18 protein-coding genes are annotated in these 18,713 nt (G+C 51.2%); 13 read left to right on the top strand and 5 right to left on the bottom strand.

The window, feature by feature from the left end; genetic code table 11:
- Window positions 1-89: 89 nt before the first annotated feature.
- The 3 genes from GN241_13905 to GN241_13895 are packed head-to-tail and all read left to right on the top strand — an operon-like array spanning window position 90 to window position 2,712.
- Window positions 90-983, top strand: a complete 894-nt coding sequence (locus GN241_13905; protein ID XAT58357.1) for a manganese/iron ABC transporter ATP-binding protein — start codon at window positions 90-92, stop codon at window positions 981-983.
- Entirely contained in the window at window positions 983-1,864 is an 882-nt protein-coding gene (locus tag GN241_13900) for an iron chelate uptake ABC transporter family permease subunit (GenBank protein XAT58356.1), read from the top strand. The genes GN241_13905 and GN241_13900 overlap by 1 nt, the downstream gene beginning before the upstream one ends.
- Entirely contained in the window at window positions 1,864-2,712 is an 849-nt protein-coding gene (locus GN241_13895; GenBank protein ID XAT58355.1) for an iron chelate uptake ABC transporter family permease subunit, read from the top strand. The genes GN241_13900 and GN241_13895 overlap by 1 nt, the downstream gene beginning before the upstream one ends.
- Window positions 2,713-2,871: 159 nt before the next feature.
- Here GN241_13895 and GN241_13890 read toward each other — a convergent pair whose 3' ends face one another.
- The 5 genes from GN241_13890 to GN241_13870 all read right to left on the bottom strand — a co-directional run bounded on the left by GN241_13890 (window position 2,872) and on the right by GN241_13870 (window position 7,655).
- Window positions 2,872-3,549, bottom strand: a complete 678-nt coding sequence (locus GN241_13890) for a HyuE hydantoin racemase (GenBank protein ID XAT58354.1) — start codon at window positions 3,547-3,549, stop codon at window positions 2,872-2,874.
- The gene (locus GN241_13885) at window positions 3,527-4,366 is read right to left on the bottom strand and encodes an ABC transporter permease subunit (protein ID XAT58353.1); all 840 of its coding nucleotides are present in this window, start codon (window positions 4,364-4,366) and stop codon (window positions 3,527-3,529) included. Before GN241_13885 ends, GN241_13890 begins: the two co-directional genes overlap by 23 nt.
- A gap of 1 nt (window position 4,367) precedes the next feature.
- Window positions 4,368-5,222 (bottom strand): ABC transporter permease, encoded by an 855-nt coding sequence (locus GN241_13880; GenBank protein XAT58352.1) that lies wholly within the window; start codon window positions 5,220-5,222, stop codon window positions 4,368-4,370.
- Between the two features lie 139 nt (window positions 5,223-5,361).
- Window positions 5,362-6,636: an extracellular solute-binding protein gene (locus GN241_13875; GenBank protein ID XAT59292.1), complete on the bottom strand. Its 1,275-nt coding sequence runs from the start codon at window positions 6,634-6,636 to the stop codon at window positions 5,362-5,364.
- 41 nt (window positions 6,637-6,677) lie between these two features.
- Complete coding sequence (locus GN241_13870; protein ID XAT58351.1) at window positions 6,678-7,655, bottom strand: ATP-binding cassette domain-containing protein; 978 nt, start codon at window positions 7,653-7,655, stop codon at window positions 6,678-6,680.
- Between the two features lie 256 nt (window positions 7,656-7,911).
- Here GN241_13870 and GN241_13865 point away from each other — a divergent pair, with 256 nt between their 5' ends.
- The 10 genes from GN241_13865 to GN241_13820 all read left to right on the top strand — a co-directional run bounded on the left by GN241_13865 (window position 7,912) and on the right by GN241_13820 (window position 18,654).
- A complete protein-coding gene (locus tag GN241_13865; GenBank protein XAT58350.1) occupies window positions 7,912-8,604 on the top strand; it encodes an FCD domain-containing protein in 693 nt (230 codons plus the stop codon).
- A gap of 244 nt (window positions 8,605-8,848) precedes the next feature.
- The gene (locus tag GN241_13860) at window positions 8,849-9,985 is read left to right on the top strand and encodes a hypothetical protein (protein XAT58349.1); all 1,137 of its coding nucleotides are present in this window, start codon (window positions 8,849-8,851) and stop codon (window positions 9,983-9,985) included.
- 354 nt (window positions 9,986-10,339) lie between these two features.
- Window positions 10,340-11,305 (top strand): tripartite tricarboxylate transporter substrate binding protein, encoded by a 966-nt coding sequence (locus tag GN241_13855; protein XAT58348.1) that lies wholly within the window; start codon window positions 10,340-10,342, stop codon window positions 11,303-11,305.
- Window positions 11,306-11,364: 59 nt separating this feature from the next.
- Entirely contained in the window at window positions 11,365-11,835 is a 471-nt protein-coding gene (locus GN241_13850) for a tripartite tricarboxylate transporter TctB family protein (GenBank protein ID XAT58347.1), read from the top strand.
- A gap of 1 nt (window position 11,836) precedes the next feature.
- Window positions 11,837-13,333 carry a C4-dicarboxylate ABC transporter permease gene (locus tag GN241_13845; GenBank protein ID XAT58346.1) on the top strand — a complete coding sequence of 499 codons (1,497 nt, stop codon included), beginning with the start codon at window positions 11,837-11,839 and terminating at the stop codon, window positions 13,331-13,333.
- Window position 13,334: 1 nt separating this feature from the next.
- Window positions 13,335-14,510, top strand: a complete 1,176-nt coding sequence (locus tag GN241_13840) for an L-rhamnonate dehydratase (protein ID XAT58345.1) — start codon at window positions 13,335-13,337, stop codon at window positions 14,508-14,510.
- Entirely contained in the window at window positions 14,507-15,418 is a 912-nt protein-coding gene (locus tag GN241_13835) for a dihydrodipicolinate synthase family protein (protein XAT58344.1), read from the top strand. The genes GN241_13840 and GN241_13835 overlap by 4 nt, the downstream gene beginning before the upstream one ends.
- Before the next feature lie 97 nt (window positions 15,419-15,515).
- Window positions 15,516-16,139 (top strand): FCD domain-containing protein, encoded by a 624-nt coding sequence (locus tag GN241_13830; protein ID XAT59291.1) that lies wholly within the window; start codon window positions 15,516-15,518, stop codon window positions 16,137-16,139.
- A complete protein-coding gene (locus GN241_13825; protein ID XAT58343.1) occupies window positions 16,136-17,149 on the top strand; it encodes a 4-hydroxythreonine-4-phosphate dehydrogenase PdxA in 1,014 nt (337 codons plus the stop codon). The genes GN241_13830 and GN241_13825 overlap by 4 nt, the downstream gene beginning before the upstream one ends.
- Entirely contained in the window at window positions 17,146-18,654 is a 1,509-nt protein-coding gene (locus GN241_13820) for an aldehyde dehydrogenase family protein (protein ID XAT58342.1), read from the top strand. The genes GN241_13825 and GN241_13820 overlap by 4 nt, the downstream gene beginning before the upstream one ends.
- The last annotated feature ends 59 nt before the right edge of the window (window positions 18,655-18,713 follow it).

Raw genomic sequence — 18,713 nt, 5'->3', positions numbered from 1 at the left:
ATGTAACCATCGGGGTCGGATCTATAGATCAAAGCGCGGCGGTTGGTTTGCCAGAAAATACGCCAGCGCATGTGGCAAGGGACAATACCATGAGTGACTTACCAAGTTCACGAAATGATCTGAACAATCCAGCGGATATTGGGATATCGGCGCGCGATGTTACGGTGACCTATCGCAGCGGGCACACCGCGCTTTGGGATGCCAGCTTTGACGTTCCGCGCGGCACGGTTACCGCATTGGTAGGCGTGAATGGGGCGGGTAAATCAACCTTGTTTAAAGCCATTATGGGTTTTGTTCCCGCCGCCAGGGGCACTATTAAAATTCTTGGTCAGAGCGTGAAACAGGCTTTGGCAAAAAATCTTGTTGCTTATGTACCGCAATCCGAAGAGGTGGATTGGGCGTTTCCGGTTTTGGTCGAAGATGTTGTGATGATGGGGCGTTATGGTCATATGGGGTTTTTGCGGCGCCCGAAGCAAATCGATTATGACGCGGTTGATAGGGCCTTGCGCCGTGTGAATATGCAGGCGTTCAAAACCCGCCAGATCGGTGAGTTGTCGGGCGGGCAGCGCAAACGGGTTTTTCTCGCACGCTCTTTAGCGCAGGATGGACAAGTGATTTTGCTGGATGAACCTTTCACTGGCGTTGACGTCAAAACAGAAGAACAAATCATTGCGTTATTGCAAGAATTGCGAGACGAGGGGCGCGTGATGTTGGTTTCGACGCATAACCTTGGATCGGTGCCCGAATTTTGCGACCGAACGATTTTGGTCAAGGGCACTGTGCTGAGCCATGGACCAACCGAAACAACCTTCACCCGCGAAAATCTTGAAGCCGCTTTTGGTGGGGTGTTGCGCCATTTCACATTAGGGGGTGAGGCGCTGCATGAGGATGCAGATGCCCGCGCGATCACCATCTTTACCGATGATGAACGCCCATTTGTTCAATATGGCGACAAGACGCAGCGGACCGATGGGAATAGCTGATGGACCTTTTGCTGCAGCCATTCACCTATAGCTATATGGCGACTGCGATGTGGGTGTCTGCTCTGGTGGGAGGTGTCTGTGCTTTTTTATCAGCCTATCTGATGCTGAAAGGCTGGTCGTTGATTGGGGATGCGCTGTCCCACTCGGTCGTGCCAGGGGTGGCGGGAGCCTATATTCTTGGCTTGCCATTCGCGCTTGGCGCCTTTCTTGCTGGCGCTTTGGCCGCCGGGGCCATGCTGTTTTTATCCGAGCGATCGGGTTTAAAGGCAGATGTGATCATCGGATTGATTTTCACCGCTTTTTTTGGGTTGGGTTTGTTTATCGTCTCAATCAACCCGATATCCGTGTCGGTTCAAGTGATTACGATGGGCAATATCTTGGCAATAACACCCCAAGATACGCTGCAATTGGCGCTTATCAGCTTGGTTTCCCTGGCTGTTTTGCTGGCCAAGTGGAAAGATTTGATGGTGACGTTTTTTGATGAAAACCACGCCCGCACAATCGGGCTTCGGCCTGGCCTTTTGAAAGCTATTTTCTTCGTTTTACTGTCTGCATCGGTGGTGGCAGCCATGCAAACCGTCGGTGCTTTTTTAGTGATCGCTTTGGTCGTGACGCCGGGTGCAACCGCCTATTTGCTTTGTGATAGATTTTCACGCTTGATCGTGACCTCGGTTGCCATCGGCGTGCTGACCAGTTTTTTTGGAGCCTATATTAGTTTCTTTTTGGATGGGGCCACTGGCGCTATCATCGTGGTTTTGCAGACGTTGATTTTTCTGATTGCTTTTGTATTTGCTCCGGCGCATGGGCTTTTGGCCGCAAAACGCAAAGCCAAACATGCGCTGCAGGGGCATTTTGCCTCGCATGCTGCAGGAAAAAAGTGATGGATGTAAACACGCTTATTTTGCCGTTTCAGTTCGCATTCATGCAAAACGCTTTTCTGATCTCGATCATTGTTTCGGTGCCCACCGCATTGCTGTCTTGTTTCTTGGTGATGAAAGGCTGGGCGTTGATGGGCGATGCTGTCAGCCATGCCATTTTGCCCGGCATTGTTGTGGCCTCTATTCTTGGAATTCCTTTGCTGATTGGTGCCTTTGCCGCTGGCATGACCTGCGCTTTGGCCACTGGCTATCTGGCAAGCAATAGCCGCGTGAAACAGGATACGGTGATTGGGGTGGTATTTTCGGGCATGTTTGGGCTGGGCATCCTGCTGTATGTGGGGGTGGAGACGGGGGCACATCTGGATCATATCCTGTTTGGAAATATGCTGGGGGTAGAGCCGCATGAACTTTGGACATCGGGGCTGATTTCAGCGGGTGTTGGGCTTGTACTGCTGTTGAAGTGGAAAGATTGGCTGTTGCACAGTTTTGACCCTGCGCAGGCCTATGCCTCGGGGCTTTGGGTGAACGGTTTACATTATGGCTTGTTGGCAGCTTTGTCTTTAACCATTATTGCCACGCTGTCTGCGGCAGGCCTTATTTTGGCAATCGGACTTCTGATAGCGCCCGGGGCAATTGCATTCTTACTGGTCCGCAGGTTTTCCTCAATGCTTTTCGTATCTGTGATCGTGTGCATGATGTCGATGCTGCTGGGAACCTATGCCAGTTTTTTTATAGATAGCGCTCCGGCCCCTACGATCATTTTAATCATGACAGCTATCTTTATTGTCGCCTTCTTTAGGCGGCAAATGATGACCCGCCATGCCTCTTTGCAACCTGCCAAAAATGCGTAAGCTCTGTAGGCCAATGGCGCCTATATTGCGCGAAAGCAGTTTAAATTTCAGCTAAGATTAGAATTGTTCGGGCGTTTCAGCCTGTAAGGCAAAGCCAATCTGGTGCCATTTTGCTCTGCCTTTACTGCGGATAAGAAATTCTGAGGCCCGATGCGGTGCTTAGAGACGCGCTGATATCGCGCGGCATAACCGCGCCGCAGCGCTCACGGGTTCTATTGCGGTAAATCCGCCCGTTAAGGCAAAATCTGATGAAATTTGAACAGCGCCCGCGCATCCCAAGATGAACGTGTTTATTTGTGCTGTCAGTTGAATATTCTGCGCTGTTGCATTGAATTTTTGAAGAGCTTTTCCTGTGTCCGTGTCTAATTCAGCAACGCCAATATTCGCGGCCTCTACAACCGGAATATGATCGGCGAACCCCAAGGCGGAAATGTTGTTTTGAAGAATCGGAACCGCTGCCTCAACGGTTGTTATAACTGCGCTTTTTTCGGCCAAAAGTGAGGCCATGTGATAGCTCGCCTGTCCAATTCCTATGACGGGGCATCGGGCAATTTCCTTTGCCTTCTTCAGGCCTGTATCATCAAAACAGGCGATTATTATTGCATCTGCCCCCGCATCCGAGGCTTTTTGAACCAATATGAGCAGCGGGGGAATGCTTGCTGCACCATCTTCAAGCCCTTCGATGACTGACGGGCCGTTATGGGAAGTCCAACCAATAAACTCCAGATCAGGTGCGGCGGCTTGGGCGGCATGCAGCGCGTTTTCCGTCATGATTTTTGTACTATTTGGGTTGATCAGATACACGGCCATCGCGTTACAACATCCCATCGCCAGCATCAGAGCCGGCTCGTTTCTTGCGCGAAGACATGATCCAAAACGTTAAAAAGAAAACACCAATCATGATGAATGAAAACCCCGTGGTCAGGCTGCCCAATGCATAGAGAACCGGCGTGGTGACGTTGGTCGTCATGCCGAAAATTTCAAGCGGCAGAGTGTTATAGCTGCCGGAGGTTAAGAGGGTCCGCGCAAATTCATCATAGCTGAGCGTAAATCCAAACAGCGCCACACCCAGCAAAGAGGGCGCAATGATGGGCAACACCACATGCGCGAAGGTTTGCCAAGCTGTTGCGCCTTGATCTCTGGCCGCTTCTTCATAGCTTTTGTCAAACCGGTTGAAGACTGCAAACATAATCAGCAGACCAAAGGGCAGCGTCCATGTTAACTGTGCGCCAAATCCCGAGCTGCTCCAATGCACGGTAAACCCCAATTGATCAAACATCAGCCCCACGCCCAGTGATACCAAAATCGACGGGATTACCAGCGACGTGACGGTGAGATAAAATAGAATGGTGGATCCTTTAAAGCGTTTGCGAAACGCCAGACCGCCCAGCACAGAGACCACAACCGTTGTGATCATCACGGCGAGGCCCAGGATCAGCGATCTGCGAAAGCTACCCCAGATATCGCCAACAGCTTGTTGTTCGAACAAATCGCGAAACCAATAGAAGGACAGGCCGTTCATGGGAAAGGTCAGCCCACCTTGCGGCCCTTGAAAGCTTAAAATGCCGATGGTGAGGATAGGGCCATAAAGAAAGATGACGAATAGAATGAAAAACCCGGCCAATATGTAAAAACTCAAGGAACGTGGGGCCATGTTAAAGCTCTTTTCGGATGTCGACGAGGCGAAGAAAAATCGCGATGATAATAAGCACCGTGCACAACAATACCACGGCCGTTGCGCAGGCTGACGGGTAAAGCAACAGGCCGATATCGTTTGAAATCAAACGCCCAACATTGGCGCTTTGGCTGCCGCTCATGAAGCGCACTGTAATGAAATCCCCCATTACCAACGTCACCACAAAGATCGTTCCGATCATGATGCCGGGTTTGCAAAGAGGGATCACCACGTTCCACAATGTCTGAAGCCCATTGGCTCCCGCATCTGTGGCCGCCTCTAATAAGGAGCGGTCAATCCGCATCATTGAGTTGAAAATTGGGACCACCATGAAAAGCGTGTAGAGGTGAACGAAGGCCAAAATCACCGAGAAATCTGAAAACAGCAGCCATTCAAGTGGTTCGTCGACAATACCCCAACTGAGAAGCGTTTGATTGGCGATGCCATTACGGCCCAAAAACGGGATCCAAGAAATCATGCGGATGATGTTTGATGTCCAAAACGGCACCGTGCACAATAAAAACAGGGCAATTTGCCAAGGCAAATTGCGCACATGGAATGCCAGAAAATACGCAACCGTAAACCCAATAAGGAGCGTTAATGCCCATGTTACAAGGGCGTATTTAAAGGTTTTGAGGAAGACGGAATATGTGACCCAAGATGAAAAAAGAAATTCGTAATTGTCAAATTGAAAAGCGGGATAAATGGACCATTCGGTCGCACCCCAAAAACTGACCACAACGATCATTATAATCGGGATCACTAGGAAGCCGCCCAGTATAATGGCCAAAGGCGCCGCCTGAAGCCAGCCAATCATCGTGTTATTAGCGCGCATAGAAAACCGCTTTTATACACAGAGGGTTGGAGAATAGATGTCGTCTCATAGATTTTTGAACCAGGCAATTTTTAGGGTTTTGAATTTGTAAAGAAGGGTCCCAGCATGGCGCTGGGACCCTCTGCTTGTCAGTGGGGGTTTAGGCCGCGATAAACTCGTTCCACTTGCGCACCATATACTGGTTTTCTGTCATCACAGAGTTCCAGCACTTCACCGCGCCCATGCGATCATAGAAAGATCCACCATCACGCTTTTCGCCGGCTACGGCCAGTTTATCGCCAAATGGAGAGGTAATATCACCCGTTGCGGCTTTGCCTTCGAACCAATAGCCCCATTCATTTTCTGTCATGAAGTTTTTGCTGGTTTCAGGGACGGCTGAATAATAGCCTTGGCGCATCAAGAACCCGCCGGCCCAACCCGAGAGATACCAGTTGATATATTCATAAGCCGCTTCTTTTTCGATACCTGACAATGAGGCTGCAAGCCCTATGCCCCCGCCCCAGCTGCGATAGCCCTCTTTCAAGGGTTGATACACGCACGGGATTCCGCGCGATTTTACAGCTGTGATGGCTGGTGCCCACATAGATTGGATCACAACCTCGCCGCTTGCCATTAAATTGACGCTTTCATCGAAGGTTTTCCAGAAGGCGCGGAATTGGCCGTTTTTCTTGGCTTCCGTGAAAATCGCAATCGTTTTATCGATTTCCTCTTTGGTCATATTGCCTTTGTCGCCATAGGTGATCTCACCCATTGCTTCACAAACCATTGCCATATCCATGATGCCAATCGAAGAGATATCCAAAATAGAGGCTTTGCCCTTGAATTCTGGGTTCAAAAGCTCGGACCAGCTTTCGATCGGCCGGCCGATGAGATCGGGGCGAATGCCCAGAGTATCTGCATTGTAAATTGTCGGCACCATGGTCATCCAACCGGATTCATGATCTGCAAAGCTTTTGCCGTTGGGACCTTCGACAAAGCCAACCGTATGCGGCGCCGTGCCCTGTGCAATCGTGCTGGTGGGGGTGAGCTTTCCAGATCTAAAGGTCTGTGCGATCTTGTCATAATTGTCCAATTTACTGGCATCCATAGCCTGCAGATTCCCAGCAGGCCAAACTTTTTTGCAAGAGATATATTCAATATCTGCAATGTCAAAGCTGCCCGGTTGGGTGGCAACGCGCTGCGCTGCGCTGTCGGTATCCAGGGCCGTCATGGTGAGGTTAAAGCCAAGATCTTCTTTCACTTTTTCGGCAATTTCATTCAGGTTGGAAACGCCTGTTCCGATCTGACGCAGGGTTACATCCTTGATGTTCTGCGCCCAAATCATTGGGGTACCCAAAGTGGATCCTCCTGCAAAAGCAGCCGTGGCAGCCGCGCCCTTAAGCAGATTTCTGCGGCTTAGTTTGGTTTCTTTAATCATTTCTGTACTCCAGTAATGTTGGTGATGGTGTTGGAAGGTTATGCTGCCAAAGTGTGGACAGCGTTTTGATCCCAGCTTAGGCCAACGGCCTCGCCGGGTTGGCTTGGCGCAGCAAAGAAAGCGCTATCCGCCATCAGGATAGTCACTTCTTGCCCGCCAAAAACTTTGGCCGTGAGAGATACGTGAATACCTTGATATTCAACGGCGGTAATCTGGGCCGAGATTAGCGCGTCTGTTTCGGGCAGAATGCGCATCGCATCGCGGCGAATGGCAACGCGGCCATGCGGCAAATCAAGCACGTTATGCCCGCCAAGAAACCGCGCCACAAATTCGGTTTTGGGTTCGTTGAACACGCTATGAGCGGCGCCTGCTTGTTCAATTTTGGCATTGTTCATAACGATAATTTCATCGGCCAAGCCCAGCGCCTCTTCTTGGCTATGGGTGACGTGAATGAAGCTAATCCCTAATTCGGCTTGAAGTTTTTTCATTTCGGCGCGCATTTTAACGCGTAAGAACGGATCTAGCGCCGAAAGCGGCTCATCCAGCAGCAACACTTGCGGCCTTGTCACCAGCGCGCGCGCCAAAGCCACTCTTTGCTGTTGGCCACCGGAAAGTTGGTCAGGAAACCGATTTTGGAACGTTTCCATATCTACCAGCTCAAGCATTTCTGCGGCTTTCTTATGCCGATCGCTGCGGGTCACCCCCTTCATTTTTAAGCTGAACGCAACATTGTCGATAATGTTTAAATGGGGAAAAAGTGCGTAATTTTGAAACATCATCGCGGTGCCGCGGCGGGCTGGCGGCATCAGCGAAATATCTTTGTTTTGCAAGATGACAGCGCCATCGGTAACGGTTTCATGCCCAGCGATCATCCTGAGCGTTGAGGTTTTGCCACAGCCAGATGGCCCTAAAAGACAGGCGTAGCCGCCAGTTTTAAAGCGGTGAGAGATTGCATCAACTGCCATAGCACCGTCATAGCGCTTTGTGAGTGCGACCAATTCCAGATCAGATGTCATTGCGAACCATGTTTTGTTGTTTGGATCACGGTGGTCTGTTTTTGGTTGGGAAAACAAAAAAAATTCTACGCATTTGAGGGTGGCGTGGCCGAATGCGTAAATTGTGTGCAGAAAAAATATCTTTGCCTACAATTTAATCATAAAATTGTATACAATCTTTGCGGTGGTGCAAAGTTTGAGCGCCTTTGTTGTTCCCGAGTCGGTAATTTGCAATAGAGGGGTACTACGCTTCGATCTCGGTTTGGAAAGACAATAGATGCCTGCACTGAAAACGACTATGACGGCTCATGAAATCGGCAAAGCGATTGCCAAAGCGATCCATGAACATAAAGTGCTACCGGGAACCAAATTGGGCGAAGACGAATTGTCGGAGATTTACGGGGTTTCCAGAACGCTGGTGCGCAGCGCATTGCAGGGATTATCGCATGAACTGCTTGTGGATATACAGCCCAATCGAGGAGCATTTGTTGCAAAGCCCAGCTTGAGAGAGGCGCGCGAGATTTTTGAGGCGCGCGCTCTTTTGGAGCCGAGAACGGCGGGGTCTGCAGCGCTCAGGATGACGCAGGATGCCGCGCGCCGATTGCAAATCCATATTGATGATGAGCATAAAGCGTTGGCGCAAAATGATATTGGGAAAGCGTTGTGGTTGTCTGGAGTTTTTCATATTGAGATTTCGAAGCTCGCCAATCAAGCCACGATTGGGCGGTTTATCGAAAGCTTGATCGCCCGGTCTTCGCTGATTATTGCGCTTTATCGCAAAAGAGACAGCGCTTTGTGCGAAAAACATGCCCATCATGCTTTGTTAGAGGCTTTATCGCAAAAAGACGGAGCCAGAGCCGAAGAGTTGATGAAAAGTCATTTGGTGGATTTGGTGTCGGCGCTGGATTTGCGCGAGAAGGTTTCGAACCCAACCAAGCTGAAAGATGTTTTGGGGGGCTGGGACGCTTAAGCCCCTGGCGATCAATCTTCAAGGTGCTTTTACAAACGGTGGGCAAGCCGCCAGAAAGTAAGCGGATTTCTTTTAACACCAGCATATACATGCATACCAGCTTGGCGAGAGCAAAGCAGATCCTGCGCCTGATAACGCGCGCTTTGGTTTTTGGGATTTTTCAACAAATATTAAGCAGGCCATGCTAAGCAAGTTTTTTAGCCGGAATATATCTGCTGCCTAGCGGCTTTTTTTATCGCTTAATATGTTTAGACCTAAACATTTTCTGCTCGGAAGCGATGCCCGTAAACTTTGGCTGCCCGCCACGTTTTTTATGTTTGTTGAGGTGTTTTTGCTGCGCATCTGCTTTCTGTCTTGGCTGGTTGGCTTATCGTTTTATTTGTTATCTGCCAGCGTCTTAAGCGCTTGCGCGATTGCGGGTAAAAATGAACGCTTGTTTACCCATTGCTTGTTAAATGCCTCGATCAATAAACCTCTCGGGCCAGCCGCCGCATTTTTATTAAACGATAAATTGCGGCGCAATGCGCAACCGGGCATCGCCAATCTGCCTGTTGCGGGGCGATCGTTGCAACGCTTTTTGGCGCCCGTGATCTCATATTCGCACAACATAAACGATGGCAATCCTAACGGGCCGTTGATTTTGGGAGATATGGTTTTTCAGGGCAAGGTGGATCGCGTGAAAAAAGCGGGCGTTCTTATCGGGGCAGGGGCCGGAATGCGTGATCGCTATTTTCCAAATGCGGGTGTTTATTTTGACTATGGGGTGAGCGCGCATTATGCGCATAGCCCGAAGCATAAGGTGGGCATTGCCTCCTTATCGGCCGAGGCCTGTTTTGTCAAAAGCCTCCGAAATTGGCGCTACGTTGATTTGTGCACCCGCGCGGATCGGATTCAAAAAGATCTTTCAGACACCTGTATCGAGCAACATGAAATACGCGTTTCTAAGCTTTGGAACGGACAATTTGCGCACTCCTATCAGTTGACAGCGGGCGTAGCGTTGCGGAACACAGATCAGTCTGCTCAGACCCAGATCTCAGTTGAGATGGACATGCTTTTTCCAACCAATAGGGTTTGGAGCCTTCGCGTCATTCGTGGTGAGCGCGTTCCCAATCAGCTGGTAATGGCGCAGACTGTGTCGATCGGCTTCGTTCAGTTGTTAAAGCAAAAACCTATTTCGGTTGATTTTGCATATAGCGATTATTCAGGCGGCCGTTTGCTTGGGCATAATCGCGATGACAGCACGCTGGCGGCCTTGCTTTCCTATCCGTTATCTCGGCAGGTCAGAGTGTCTTTTGGATATCAGTTCATCAATAGCACGATCGATTATTTTGATTCTAAAACGCCTTTATTTGATCTGAAATTTCAGGCGCTTCAATTTTAAATAATGGCCTTGGCTGGTTTTGTCCGCGCGCGCTTGCTGCGGCGGCGGGCAATCATGCGTATCGGCCGATTTAATCTTTTCTCGCTTACATCGCGTAGTGATTATCAGCGCGTGTTTTGTTTTGCAAAACCGCTGCGCGCCAGATTTCAGGTCAAGATATAGGCTTTTAAGGTTTGAACTTTGCGCCAAGCTTTGAGGCGCTTTCGGGGGCTGCTTGCCCGTCTCAAATGCTAGTTCAAAATAAGAAGGATCCAGAAGATTTGGTTTTTCATTTGACAATTTTTATGAAAATGGCGAGATATGGTATATTGGTATACCAAAATACCGAAACTCGACATTCTGGGAGGAACAAATATGAAACGGAAAAATTATGTCGGCAAGCTGCTGACTGGGGCTTCAATGTGTTTGGCTATGGGGGCAAGCGCCGTGATGGCGGATGAGTATCCGTCGAAAACTATTGAAGTTGTCACGCATGCCGGAAATGGCGGTGGCACCGATGTTACAACGCGTATGATGATGCTGCGCGCGCGCCGTGAATTAAAGCAGGACATGGTTGTCGTGAATAAGAAAGGCGGCGGCGGTGCTGTGGCCATGGATCATTATCTGACCGTTCCCGCCGATGGTCATACGATTCTGACCTTTACAATCGGGCATGCGGCCACGCTGGCCAAAGGCGAAACGGATATGAAGCTAGATGATATCCGTCCGATTGCCCGCGGTACGGATGACCCGCAAATTCTAATGGTACGCTGCGGCGCTTATGCGGATGCGGCTGATTTCGTCGCCCAGCAAAAGGCGGCTCCGATCACCTATGGCACGACGCATTTGGGCAATATTGATGATGTATCTGCGTTTATGTTCACCACCAAGGGAGGTATGAAAACGCCCAAAATTCTACCCTTTGATGGTGGCGGAGAATTGGCGACTCAATTGGTTGCTGGCGCTGTAGACGCGGCCGTGTTGAATTTGGCGGAAGCTGGAAGTCAGATCGAAGCGGGCGACGTCTGCCCGATCGTTGTGCTGGCCAATAACCGCATGGCGGCTTTGCCAGATGTTTCAACCGCGCAAGAAATGGGCATCCCTGTCAGTTTCTCAACCGTACGCGGCTTTGTGGTACATAAAGACACACCAGACGCAGTGGCTGAAAAAATCGAAACGGCTTTGATGAAATCGATGAACCATTCCGTCTATCAGGGGTTCTTAACCTCAGTTGGCCTTGATAGTTCTTCAGTGGCGGGCTCTGAGGAATGGGGAAACCAGCTTTCTGTGATGGTGAATGATATGCAAGCTGCTTTGAAAGAGCTTGGCTTTATCGAATAATTATTTGAACTGGGCCGCGCCCTTTTAAGGGGCGCGGCCATCCTTTGGAAGAAAGTTTCATGTCAATGCCAACGTCAAAATCAGAGCGCTATGCCCGATGGATGGTCCCGCTTGGAATTGTGATTTTTGCGCTTGTGGCGATTTATTTCACGACCACATTCAAGAAAATGCCGCCTATTTTAAAGCGGGGTATACAGCCCTCGGATTTTCCGCAATTGATCTCTGGTTTTATCATTTTTTTAACAGCGCTTATGGTTTGGCTGGACCCGATTAAACTGCAGGAGCGCGCTGATAAATCAACCTTTGGTACATTTTTGGCGCTTTTTATCTTCTGTTTATTGGTCCAGATTGATCTGTTTATAGCGCTGGGCGCTTTCGCGGCAGGCCTGTCGATTCTCTGGGGCGAGCGGCGTTGGCACCTGATTGCTTTGGTTGGTCTGGCAATGCCCACGATCATTTTTTTTCTGTTTGATTTGGCGTTCAGAATTCGGTTTCCGCGCGGTCTTTTAACAAATTGGTGGTACGGCTGATATGGAGGCGTTTGTTGCAGGATTTACCGCTTTAGGGGACATTTCATTACTGATGTTACTGGTTTGCGCAACGTTGGGCGGCGTTGTCATCGGAGCTTTGCCAGGCTTGAACGCAACCACGGGAGCGGCTTTGTTGCTTCCCTTCACGTTAACGATGGAGCCGGTGGCCGCCATTTCGGTGCTGACCGCTATCTATTGTTCGGCAACATTCGCCGGCGCGATCACAGCCATTTTAATCAACACGCCCGGCACGTCCGCCAGCGCAACCACCTGCCTTGATGGCTATCCAATGGCGGTGCGCGGCGAAGCAGGCCGAGCGCTTGGATTGGCGGTTATTTCTTCAACCGTTGGAGGTGTGTTCAGCGTAGCTGTTTTAATGCTGTCGGCCCCAATTTTGGCGCGCGCGGCCTATAATTTCGCCCCGCCTGAATATTTTGCGCTCACCCTGTTTGGGCTGTCCATGTTGGTGAGCGTGGGGGGTGGCTCGCCAATACGCAATCTGATTGCTGGGGCATTTGGCATTTTATTGGCCACTGTGGGCACCGACCTTCTGACATCAGTAAAGCGCTTTACCTTTGATGTAGCCGAGTTGCGCGATGGCATTGGCTTTGTGCCGGTTATGATAGGCGTGTTCGGCATATCCGAATTGTTGGCTCAGGCGTCAAAATTAAACGAGCGACGTGAGCAAATCACCATGAAGGCGATTAAATTGCCCAGCCGCGAAGATTACAAACGCGTCTGGAAAACCATTTTACGCTCAAGCGGGATCGGAACATTTATTGGGATTTTACCAGCTGAAGGCGCAACTGTAGCCTCGATGATTGGGTATAATGAAGCCAAACGCTGGTCAAAAACACCCGAAGAATTTGGCAAAGGGGCTCCTGAAGGAATCGCAGGATCTGAAGCGGCCAACAATTCTGCAACCGGGGGTGCAATGGTGCCTACTTTGGCTTTGGGCATTCCCGGATCGCCCACTGCGGCGGTGATCCTAGCGGGATTGTTGGTGCATGGTTTGCGCCCAGGACCCACGATGTTCACCGAGCAGGCGCATTTTGCCTTTGCGATTTTTTGGTCGATGCTGTTCGTTAATCTTCTCTTTTTGGTAATCGGGCTTTACGGGGCCCGTGTATTTGCCCGCGTTACACTGATCCCAATTCCGGTGCTTTGGCCAAGCGTTTTCATGTTTTCTGTGGTGGGGGCTTATGCGCTGGATCAATCCATGTTTGATGTTTGGGTTGCGCTGATTTCCGGTGTTGTTGGATATTTCATGCGCATGTATGGGTTTTCGGTTGTTCCGCTTGCCATTGGGTTGATTTTAGGCGGGATGCTCGAGCAACGCCTTGGGCAGTCGATGGTGATGCTGGACGAGAAATGGTGGCTGATGTTCACCCGGCCCTTATCACTTTTATTTTTTATCCTAACGGCTTTGGCCTTATTTGGACCCACCGTTTGGCGGCTTTTAAAACGAGCCAAAGGACTTGAAAGAAAGGCTGATTGAAATGACTCGCATTAAATCTGTGCGCACGCGCGTTTGGAATTGGACGGGCCCAACGGTGCCGCCGCAGGGGCATTTTTGCACCAACGCATCGGATGCGCTTTGGACAAAAGGCGATGCCATGTCTTCGTTTCGGTTCCACCAATGGCTGACCTGCGAAGTGGAAACGGAAGATGGCACCATCGGCATCGGCAACGCCGCCTTAGCGCCAAGCGTCGTTAAAAAAGCCATCGATGAGTGGTATGCGCCATTGGTGGTCGGTGAGGATCCGTTCGATTATGCCTATCTGTGGGAAAAGATGTACCGCACAACCCATGCTTGGGGGCGCAAGGGCGTAGGCATGACGGCTATCAGCGCCATTGATATCGCGATTTGGGATCTGATGGGGAAACTGGTTGGAAAACCAGTGTTCAAGCTTTTGGGAGGGCGGACAAAAGAAAAAATTCCGGTTTATTATTCCAAACTTTATGCAGACAGCGTCGAGGTGATGCAAAAAGAAGCGCAAGAGGCGCAAAAAAACGGCTATTTGGCCTATAAAACGCGGTTTGGTTTCGGCCCAAAAGACGGCATGCCGGGTATGCGCGAGAATATTAAACGGGTTGAGGCGTTGCGCGAAGTTTTAGGCTATGATGTAGATTTAATGCTTGAATGCTATATGGGGTGGAATCTTGATTATGCAAAACGCATGTTGCCAAAACTGGCAAAATTTGAACCACGTTGGCTCGAAGAACCGGTGATTGCAGATGATGTTGAGGGATATAAGCAGCTAAATGCCATGAATATTATACCGATTTCAGGCGGTGAGCATGAATACTCGGTGATAGGCTGTAAAGATCTGATTGAGCAGAAAGCCGTCAGCGTTCTGCAATATGACACCAACCGCGTTGGTGGTATTACAGCGGCGCAGAAAATCAACGCGATTGCAGAGGCACATCAGATTCCGGTGATCCCGCATGCGGGCCAAATGCACAATTATCACTTGACCATGGCAAATACAAATTGCCCGATCAGCGAATATTTCCCGGTTTTCGATGTCGAAGTCGGTAATGAATTATTTTATTATATTTTCGAAGGTGATCCGGAAGCAAAAGATGGCTTTTTGCAACTGGATGATAACCTTCCCGGCTTGGGGATTAGTATAACCGATAAACACAGTCAGTATTTTGAGATTTTTGAATGACCCAATATTCTGGAATATGGCCCGTCGCTCCAACTCCGTTTTTTGAAGATGGGACCGTGGATTTTGATGGAATGAAGCGGGTACTGGATTGCCTGATCGATCAAGGGGCGGATGGCATTTGTATTTTGGCCAATTTTTCCGAACAGTTTTTGATATCGGATGCCGAGCGTGATGCGCTGGCCCGCCTTTGCGCGGAGCATATTGCGGGGCGCGTGCCGATTATTGTGACGATCAGCCATTTTGCAACGCAGATCGCCGTTGAACGGGCGCGCTTTGCCAAAGAGATCGGGGCCGATATTGTGATGATGATGCCTCCCTATCATGGTGCGTTGCTTAAAGGCAACGCGCAGCAAAGCTTTGAACAATTTGCCGCTGTTGGTGAGGTTGGGATCCCGATCATGGTGCAGGATGCGCCCTTATCCGGCGTTGAGCTTCCGGTGCCCTTATTGCTGCGTATGGCGCGCGAAATCGAAATGGTAAAGCTGTTTAAGATTGAATGCCCACGCGCCTCCAATAAGCTGCGCGCATTGATTGCCGAGGGCGGCGATGCCATTCAAGCTCCTTTTGATGGAGAAGAAGCGATCACTTTATTGGCCGATTTGGATGCCGGGGCAACGGGTTCGATGACATCGGGAATGATCGTGGATCAGATCAAACCGGTGATCACCCATCACCTGGCAGGGCGGGTCGAGGAAGCAACCACTGCCTATGGTCGCGTTGCGATGGTGATCAACCATGAAAACCGCCAATGCGGCTGGCAATCATGTAAGGCTGCTATGGTGGCCGGTGGGGTGATAAAATCAGATTACTGCCGACATCCGATAGAACCGCTACACCCTGCGATCAAAAGCCGCTTGATCGATTTGTTAAAACCTTTAGATCCGCTTGTATTAAGATGGGGAGTCTAAAGTGAGTACAGCCCTAAAGCTGATAAATATCATTGAAAAAGATGGGCTTGCGCGCAGCCCGAGCCTGTCTGAAGACGCGGCGCTGCAGCTACGCGAAATGATCTTGCTTGGTCAACTGCCGCCCGGAATGCAGCTGCCCGAGCGTGATTTGGCGCAAGCGCTGGGGGTCAGTCGAACCCCGATGCGCGAAGCCATCCGCTTATTGGCCAATGAGGGCTTGGTTTCGTATACGCATTCTCGCCGGCCTTTCGTTGCGGATCCCTCCTTGGCGGAAATAAATGATTGTCTAAGGGTGCAAGGCGCGTTGGAGGCGCTGGCTGGGCAATGGGCGTGTGCGCAGGCAAGCGATAGCGAAATTGCCGCCATCGAGCAGCTGAATGCCTCGATTAAAGAGGCGCGCGGCGCAGAAGAGCAATTACAAGCCTTTCGCCTTGATATGCAATTTCATGAGGCAATTGTCGCCGCAGCGCGTAACAAAGCGCTGGCTGAAACGCATACAACCTATAATGCGCGGCTTTGGCGGGTGCGCTTCTTATCCTCGCAGCGCGAAGAAGGGCGGCCAGAAACGCGGTTGGAACATTCAAAAATTGTTGACGCGTTGCAAGCGCGCGATCCCCGCGCAACCGCAGAAGCATTACAAAATCATTTACGCACAGCCGAGAAAAACGTGGCGGCGGCTTTGGCAGAACTGTCTAATCGATCTGGGGAGGCCTCGGCATGAGGCGGCCGCGGCTAGGTATAATCCCCGGTGATCCCTCGGGCATAGGCCCTGAATTGATCGCAAAGCTGCTGCAAGAGCCGGCTGTTTTGGCGCAGGCGGATGTGCTTCTTATCGGTGATGCGCATCTGTGGGAAGCTGGGGCAAAGCAGGCGGGCTTGCCGCTGAGCCTCGAGACGGTTGATGAAGCCAATCTGTCACTTGGGTTTACGCTGGCGCATCTTGACCTTGAGACGATTGCTGCGGAAGATGTACAGATCGCGAAAGTGACGCACGCCAGTGGCAATAGCGCCTTGCGCTGCCTTGATAAAGCGCTCGATTTGGCGCAAAGCAATACCATCGACGGTATTTTATTTGCCCCATTCAATAAAGCCGCGCTGACCTTAGCTGGCCTTAATGCGGAAGATGAACATCGCTATATGGCGCGCTATTTGGGGTTTGAAGGCTATCACAGCGAAATCAATGTTTTAGACGCTTTGATGACAACGAGGGTAACCAGCCATATTGGATTAAAGGATGTGGCGGCGAATATTGATCAGCCCGCGGTCATGCGGGCCGTTGACTTGGCGTATAGCACGCTCAAAAAAGCTGGAAAAACACGGCCGCATGTTGCAGTGGCGGCGCTTAACCCGCATGCGGGTGATAATGGGAAATTTGGCCGCGAAGAGATCGATATTTTGGAGCCTGCCGTCAAAGCTTGTCAGGACCGCCAAATGCATGTCACCGGACCATGGCCCTCGGACACCGTGTTCCTCAAAGCCCAGCGCGGGGAAGTTGATGCGGTGGTCACTATGTATCATGATCAAGGGCAAATTGCGATCAAGCTCATGGGGTTTGAGCGGGGCGTGACCATCGCCGGCGGCTTGCCGATTCCGGTTGCCACGCCTGCGCATGGAACCGCGTTTGATATTGCCGGGCAGAAGAAAGCCAATGTCAGCGCCACTCAACAGGCGTTTGATTTACTGGTGCGCATGGCAAAAACACATCTGGCAGATCAGGAGAGCAGCCAATGACCGATTTAAACCTTACCGGCCAACATTTCATCGCGGGCAATTGGCTCAGCGGTGATGCCATGTTTGACTCTGCGCCCAGCACTGGCCCGGTTCGCCGCTTTTCAGAAGCCAGCCAAAGCCATGTTGACGCAGCGGTAGAGGCTGCGGAAGAGGCGTTTATGAGCTATGGCTGGAGCGGCCAAAGCGCGCGCGCGGCCTTCCTGCGCGCCATCGCAGATGAAATAGAGGCGGTTGGGGCGTTGGTCACTGAAATCGGGCATCAGGAAACCGGTCTTCCCGAAGCCCGTTTGGAAGGGGAGCGCGGGCGCACCACCGGCCAATTGCGCCTATTTGCCGATCATATTGAGCAGGGCAGCTATCTGGAGCAACGCCATGATGCGGCTTTGCCCGATCGCACGCCATTGCCACGCCCCGATTTACGTTTGATGCAGCGCCCAATCGGCCCCGTGGCGGTTTTTGGAGCGTCTAATTTTCCTCTGGCATTTTCAACCGCCGGCGGAGATACGGCCGCGGCCTTAGCCGCCGGCTGTCCGGTTGTTTTGAAAGGCCATCCTGCGCATCCTGGAACCGGGGAAATCATCGCGCAAGCGATTGCACGTGCGATGAAAGCCACCGATCAACATCCCGGCGTTTTTTCCTTTTTGCAGGGCAGCACGCATGAGCTGGGCGCGCAAGTCGTACAGCACCCGCTGATCCGGGCCGTTGGGTTTACAGGGTCTTTGGCGGGCGGGCGGGCTTTGTTCGATCTATGCATGAGCCGGAGCGAGCCTATTCCGTTTTTTGGCGAATTGAGCTCGGTCAATCCGATGTTCTGCCTTCCACAGGCGATGCAAACCCGCGCCGTTGCGCTTGCCCAAGGTTGGGCGGCCTCATTAACCATGGGGGCGGGGCAGTTTTGCACCAATCCCGGCATTGCTTTTGTGATTGCCGGCGCGCAGGCCAATGAATTTGCCGAGGCCAGCATTGCCGCCCTAAGCGGAGCAGGCGCGCAGGCGATGCTGACAGATGGCATCGCGGCCGCCTATAGACATGGAACAAACGCAGTGGCATCAGCGGCGCATGTCGAGCCCCTTTTCACCACAGAATCTGTTGGGCGCACAGCTTTGCCCAACCTGTTCCGGGTTTCGTTGGAACATTGGCTGCACAGCCCTGATTTCCAAAACGAGGTATTTGGACCTTTGGGGATCATCGTGGAAGCAAACGATATCGATGAAATGGTGGCAGCGGCTGGCGCCATTGAAGGGCAATTGACCTGTACGTTGCAGATGGAAGAGGGCGATAAAGCCCATGCAAAGCGCTTGCTGCCCCATTTAGAGCGCAAAGCGGGCCGGGTGCTTGTGAACGGATTTCCAACGGGTGTTGAGGTGGCCGGCGCGATGGTGCATGGTGGACCCTATCCGGCGTCAACCAATTTTGGCGCCACTTCTGTGGGAACCATGGCAATCCGCCGCTTCTTGCGTCCGGTTTGTTACCAAAATATGCCAGCGGATTTATTGCCCGTTTGACCAAGCTTTTCCAGCCGTTTCTTGATAGGGCTGCCCTGCATCAGAAGCTTAAGCGGCCT

This window comes from Rhodobacteraceae bacterium IMCC1335, from assembly GCA_039640495.1.
Lineage (GTDB): Bacteria > Pseudomonadota > Alphaproteobacteria > Rhodobacterales > Rhodobacteraceae > Thalassovivens.
This window is presented reverse-complemented; position numbering and strand designations above follow the sequence as displayed.

What these genes read in the sequence shown, in the direction of transcription:
- GN241_13905 (XAT58357.1), top strand. Translation starts at nt 90, where the DNA reads ATGAGTGACTTACCAAGTTCACGAAATGATCTGAACAATCCAGCGGAT.
- GN241_13900 (XAT58356.1), top strand. Translation starts at nt 983, where the DNA reads ATGGACCTTTTGCTGCAGCCATTCACCTATAGCTATATGGCGACTGCG.
- GN241_13895 (XAT58355.1), top strand. Translation starts at nt 1,864, where the DNA reads ATGGATGTAAACACGCTTATTTTGCCGTTTCAGTTCGCATTCATGCAA.
- GN241_13890 (XAT58354.1), bottom strand. Translation starts at nt 3,549, where the DNA reads ATGCTGGCGATGGGATGTTGTAACGCGATGGCCGTGTATCTGATCAAC.
- GN241_13885 (XAT58353.1), bottom strand. Translation starts at nt 4,366, where the DNA reads ATGGCCCCACGTTCCTTGAGTTTTTACATATTGGCCGGGTTTTTCATT.
- GN241_13880 (XAT58352.1), bottom strand. Translation starts at nt 5,222, where the DNA reads ATGCGCGCTAATAACACGATGATTGGCTGGCTTCAGGCGGCGCCTTTG.
- GN241_13870 (XAT58351.1), bottom strand. Translation starts at nt 7,655, where the DNA reads ATGACATCTGATCTGGAATTGGTCGCACTCACAAAGCGCTATGACGGT.
- GN241_13865 (XAT58350.1), top strand. Translation starts at nt 7,912, where the DNA reads ATGCCTGCACTGAAAACGACTATGACGGCTCATGAAATCGGCAAAGCG.
- GN241_13860 (XAT58349.1), top strand. Translation starts at nt 8,849, where the DNA reads ATGTTTAGACCTAAACATTTTCTGCTCGGAAGCGATGCCCGTAAACTT.
- GN241_13855 (XAT58348.1), top strand. Translation starts at nt 10,340, where the DNA reads ATGAAACGGAAAAATTATGTCGGCAAGCTGCTGACTGGGGCTTCAATG.
- GN241_13850 (XAT58347.1), top strand. Translation starts at nt 11,365, where the DNA reads ATGTCAATGCCAACGTCAAAATCAGAGCGCTATGCCCGATGGATGGTC.
- GN241_13845 (XAT58346.1), top strand. Translation starts at nt 11,837, where the DNA reads ATGGAGGCGTTTGTTGCAGGATTTACCGCTTTAGGGGACATTTCATTA.
- GN241_13840 (XAT58345.1), top strand. Translation starts at nt 13,335, where the DNA reads ATGACTCGCATTAAATCTGTGCGCACGCGCGTTTGGAATTGGACGGGC.
- GN241_13835 (XAT58344.1), top strand. Translation starts at nt 14,507, where the DNA reads ATGACCCAATATTCTGGAATATGGCCCGTCGCTCCAACTCCGTTTTTT.
- GN241_13830 (XAT59291.1), top strand. Translation starts at nt 15,516, where the DNA reads ATGATCTTGCTTGGTCAACTGCCGCCCGGAATGCAGCTGCCCGAGCGT.
- GN241_13825 (XAT58343.1), top strand. Translation starts at nt 16,136, where the DNA reads ATGAGGCGGCCGCGGCTAGGTATAATCCCCGGTGATCCCTCGGGCATA.
- GN241_13820 (XAT58342.1), top strand. Translation starts at nt 17,146, where the DNA reads ATGACCGATTTAAACCTTACCGGCCAACATTTCATCGCGGGCAATTGG.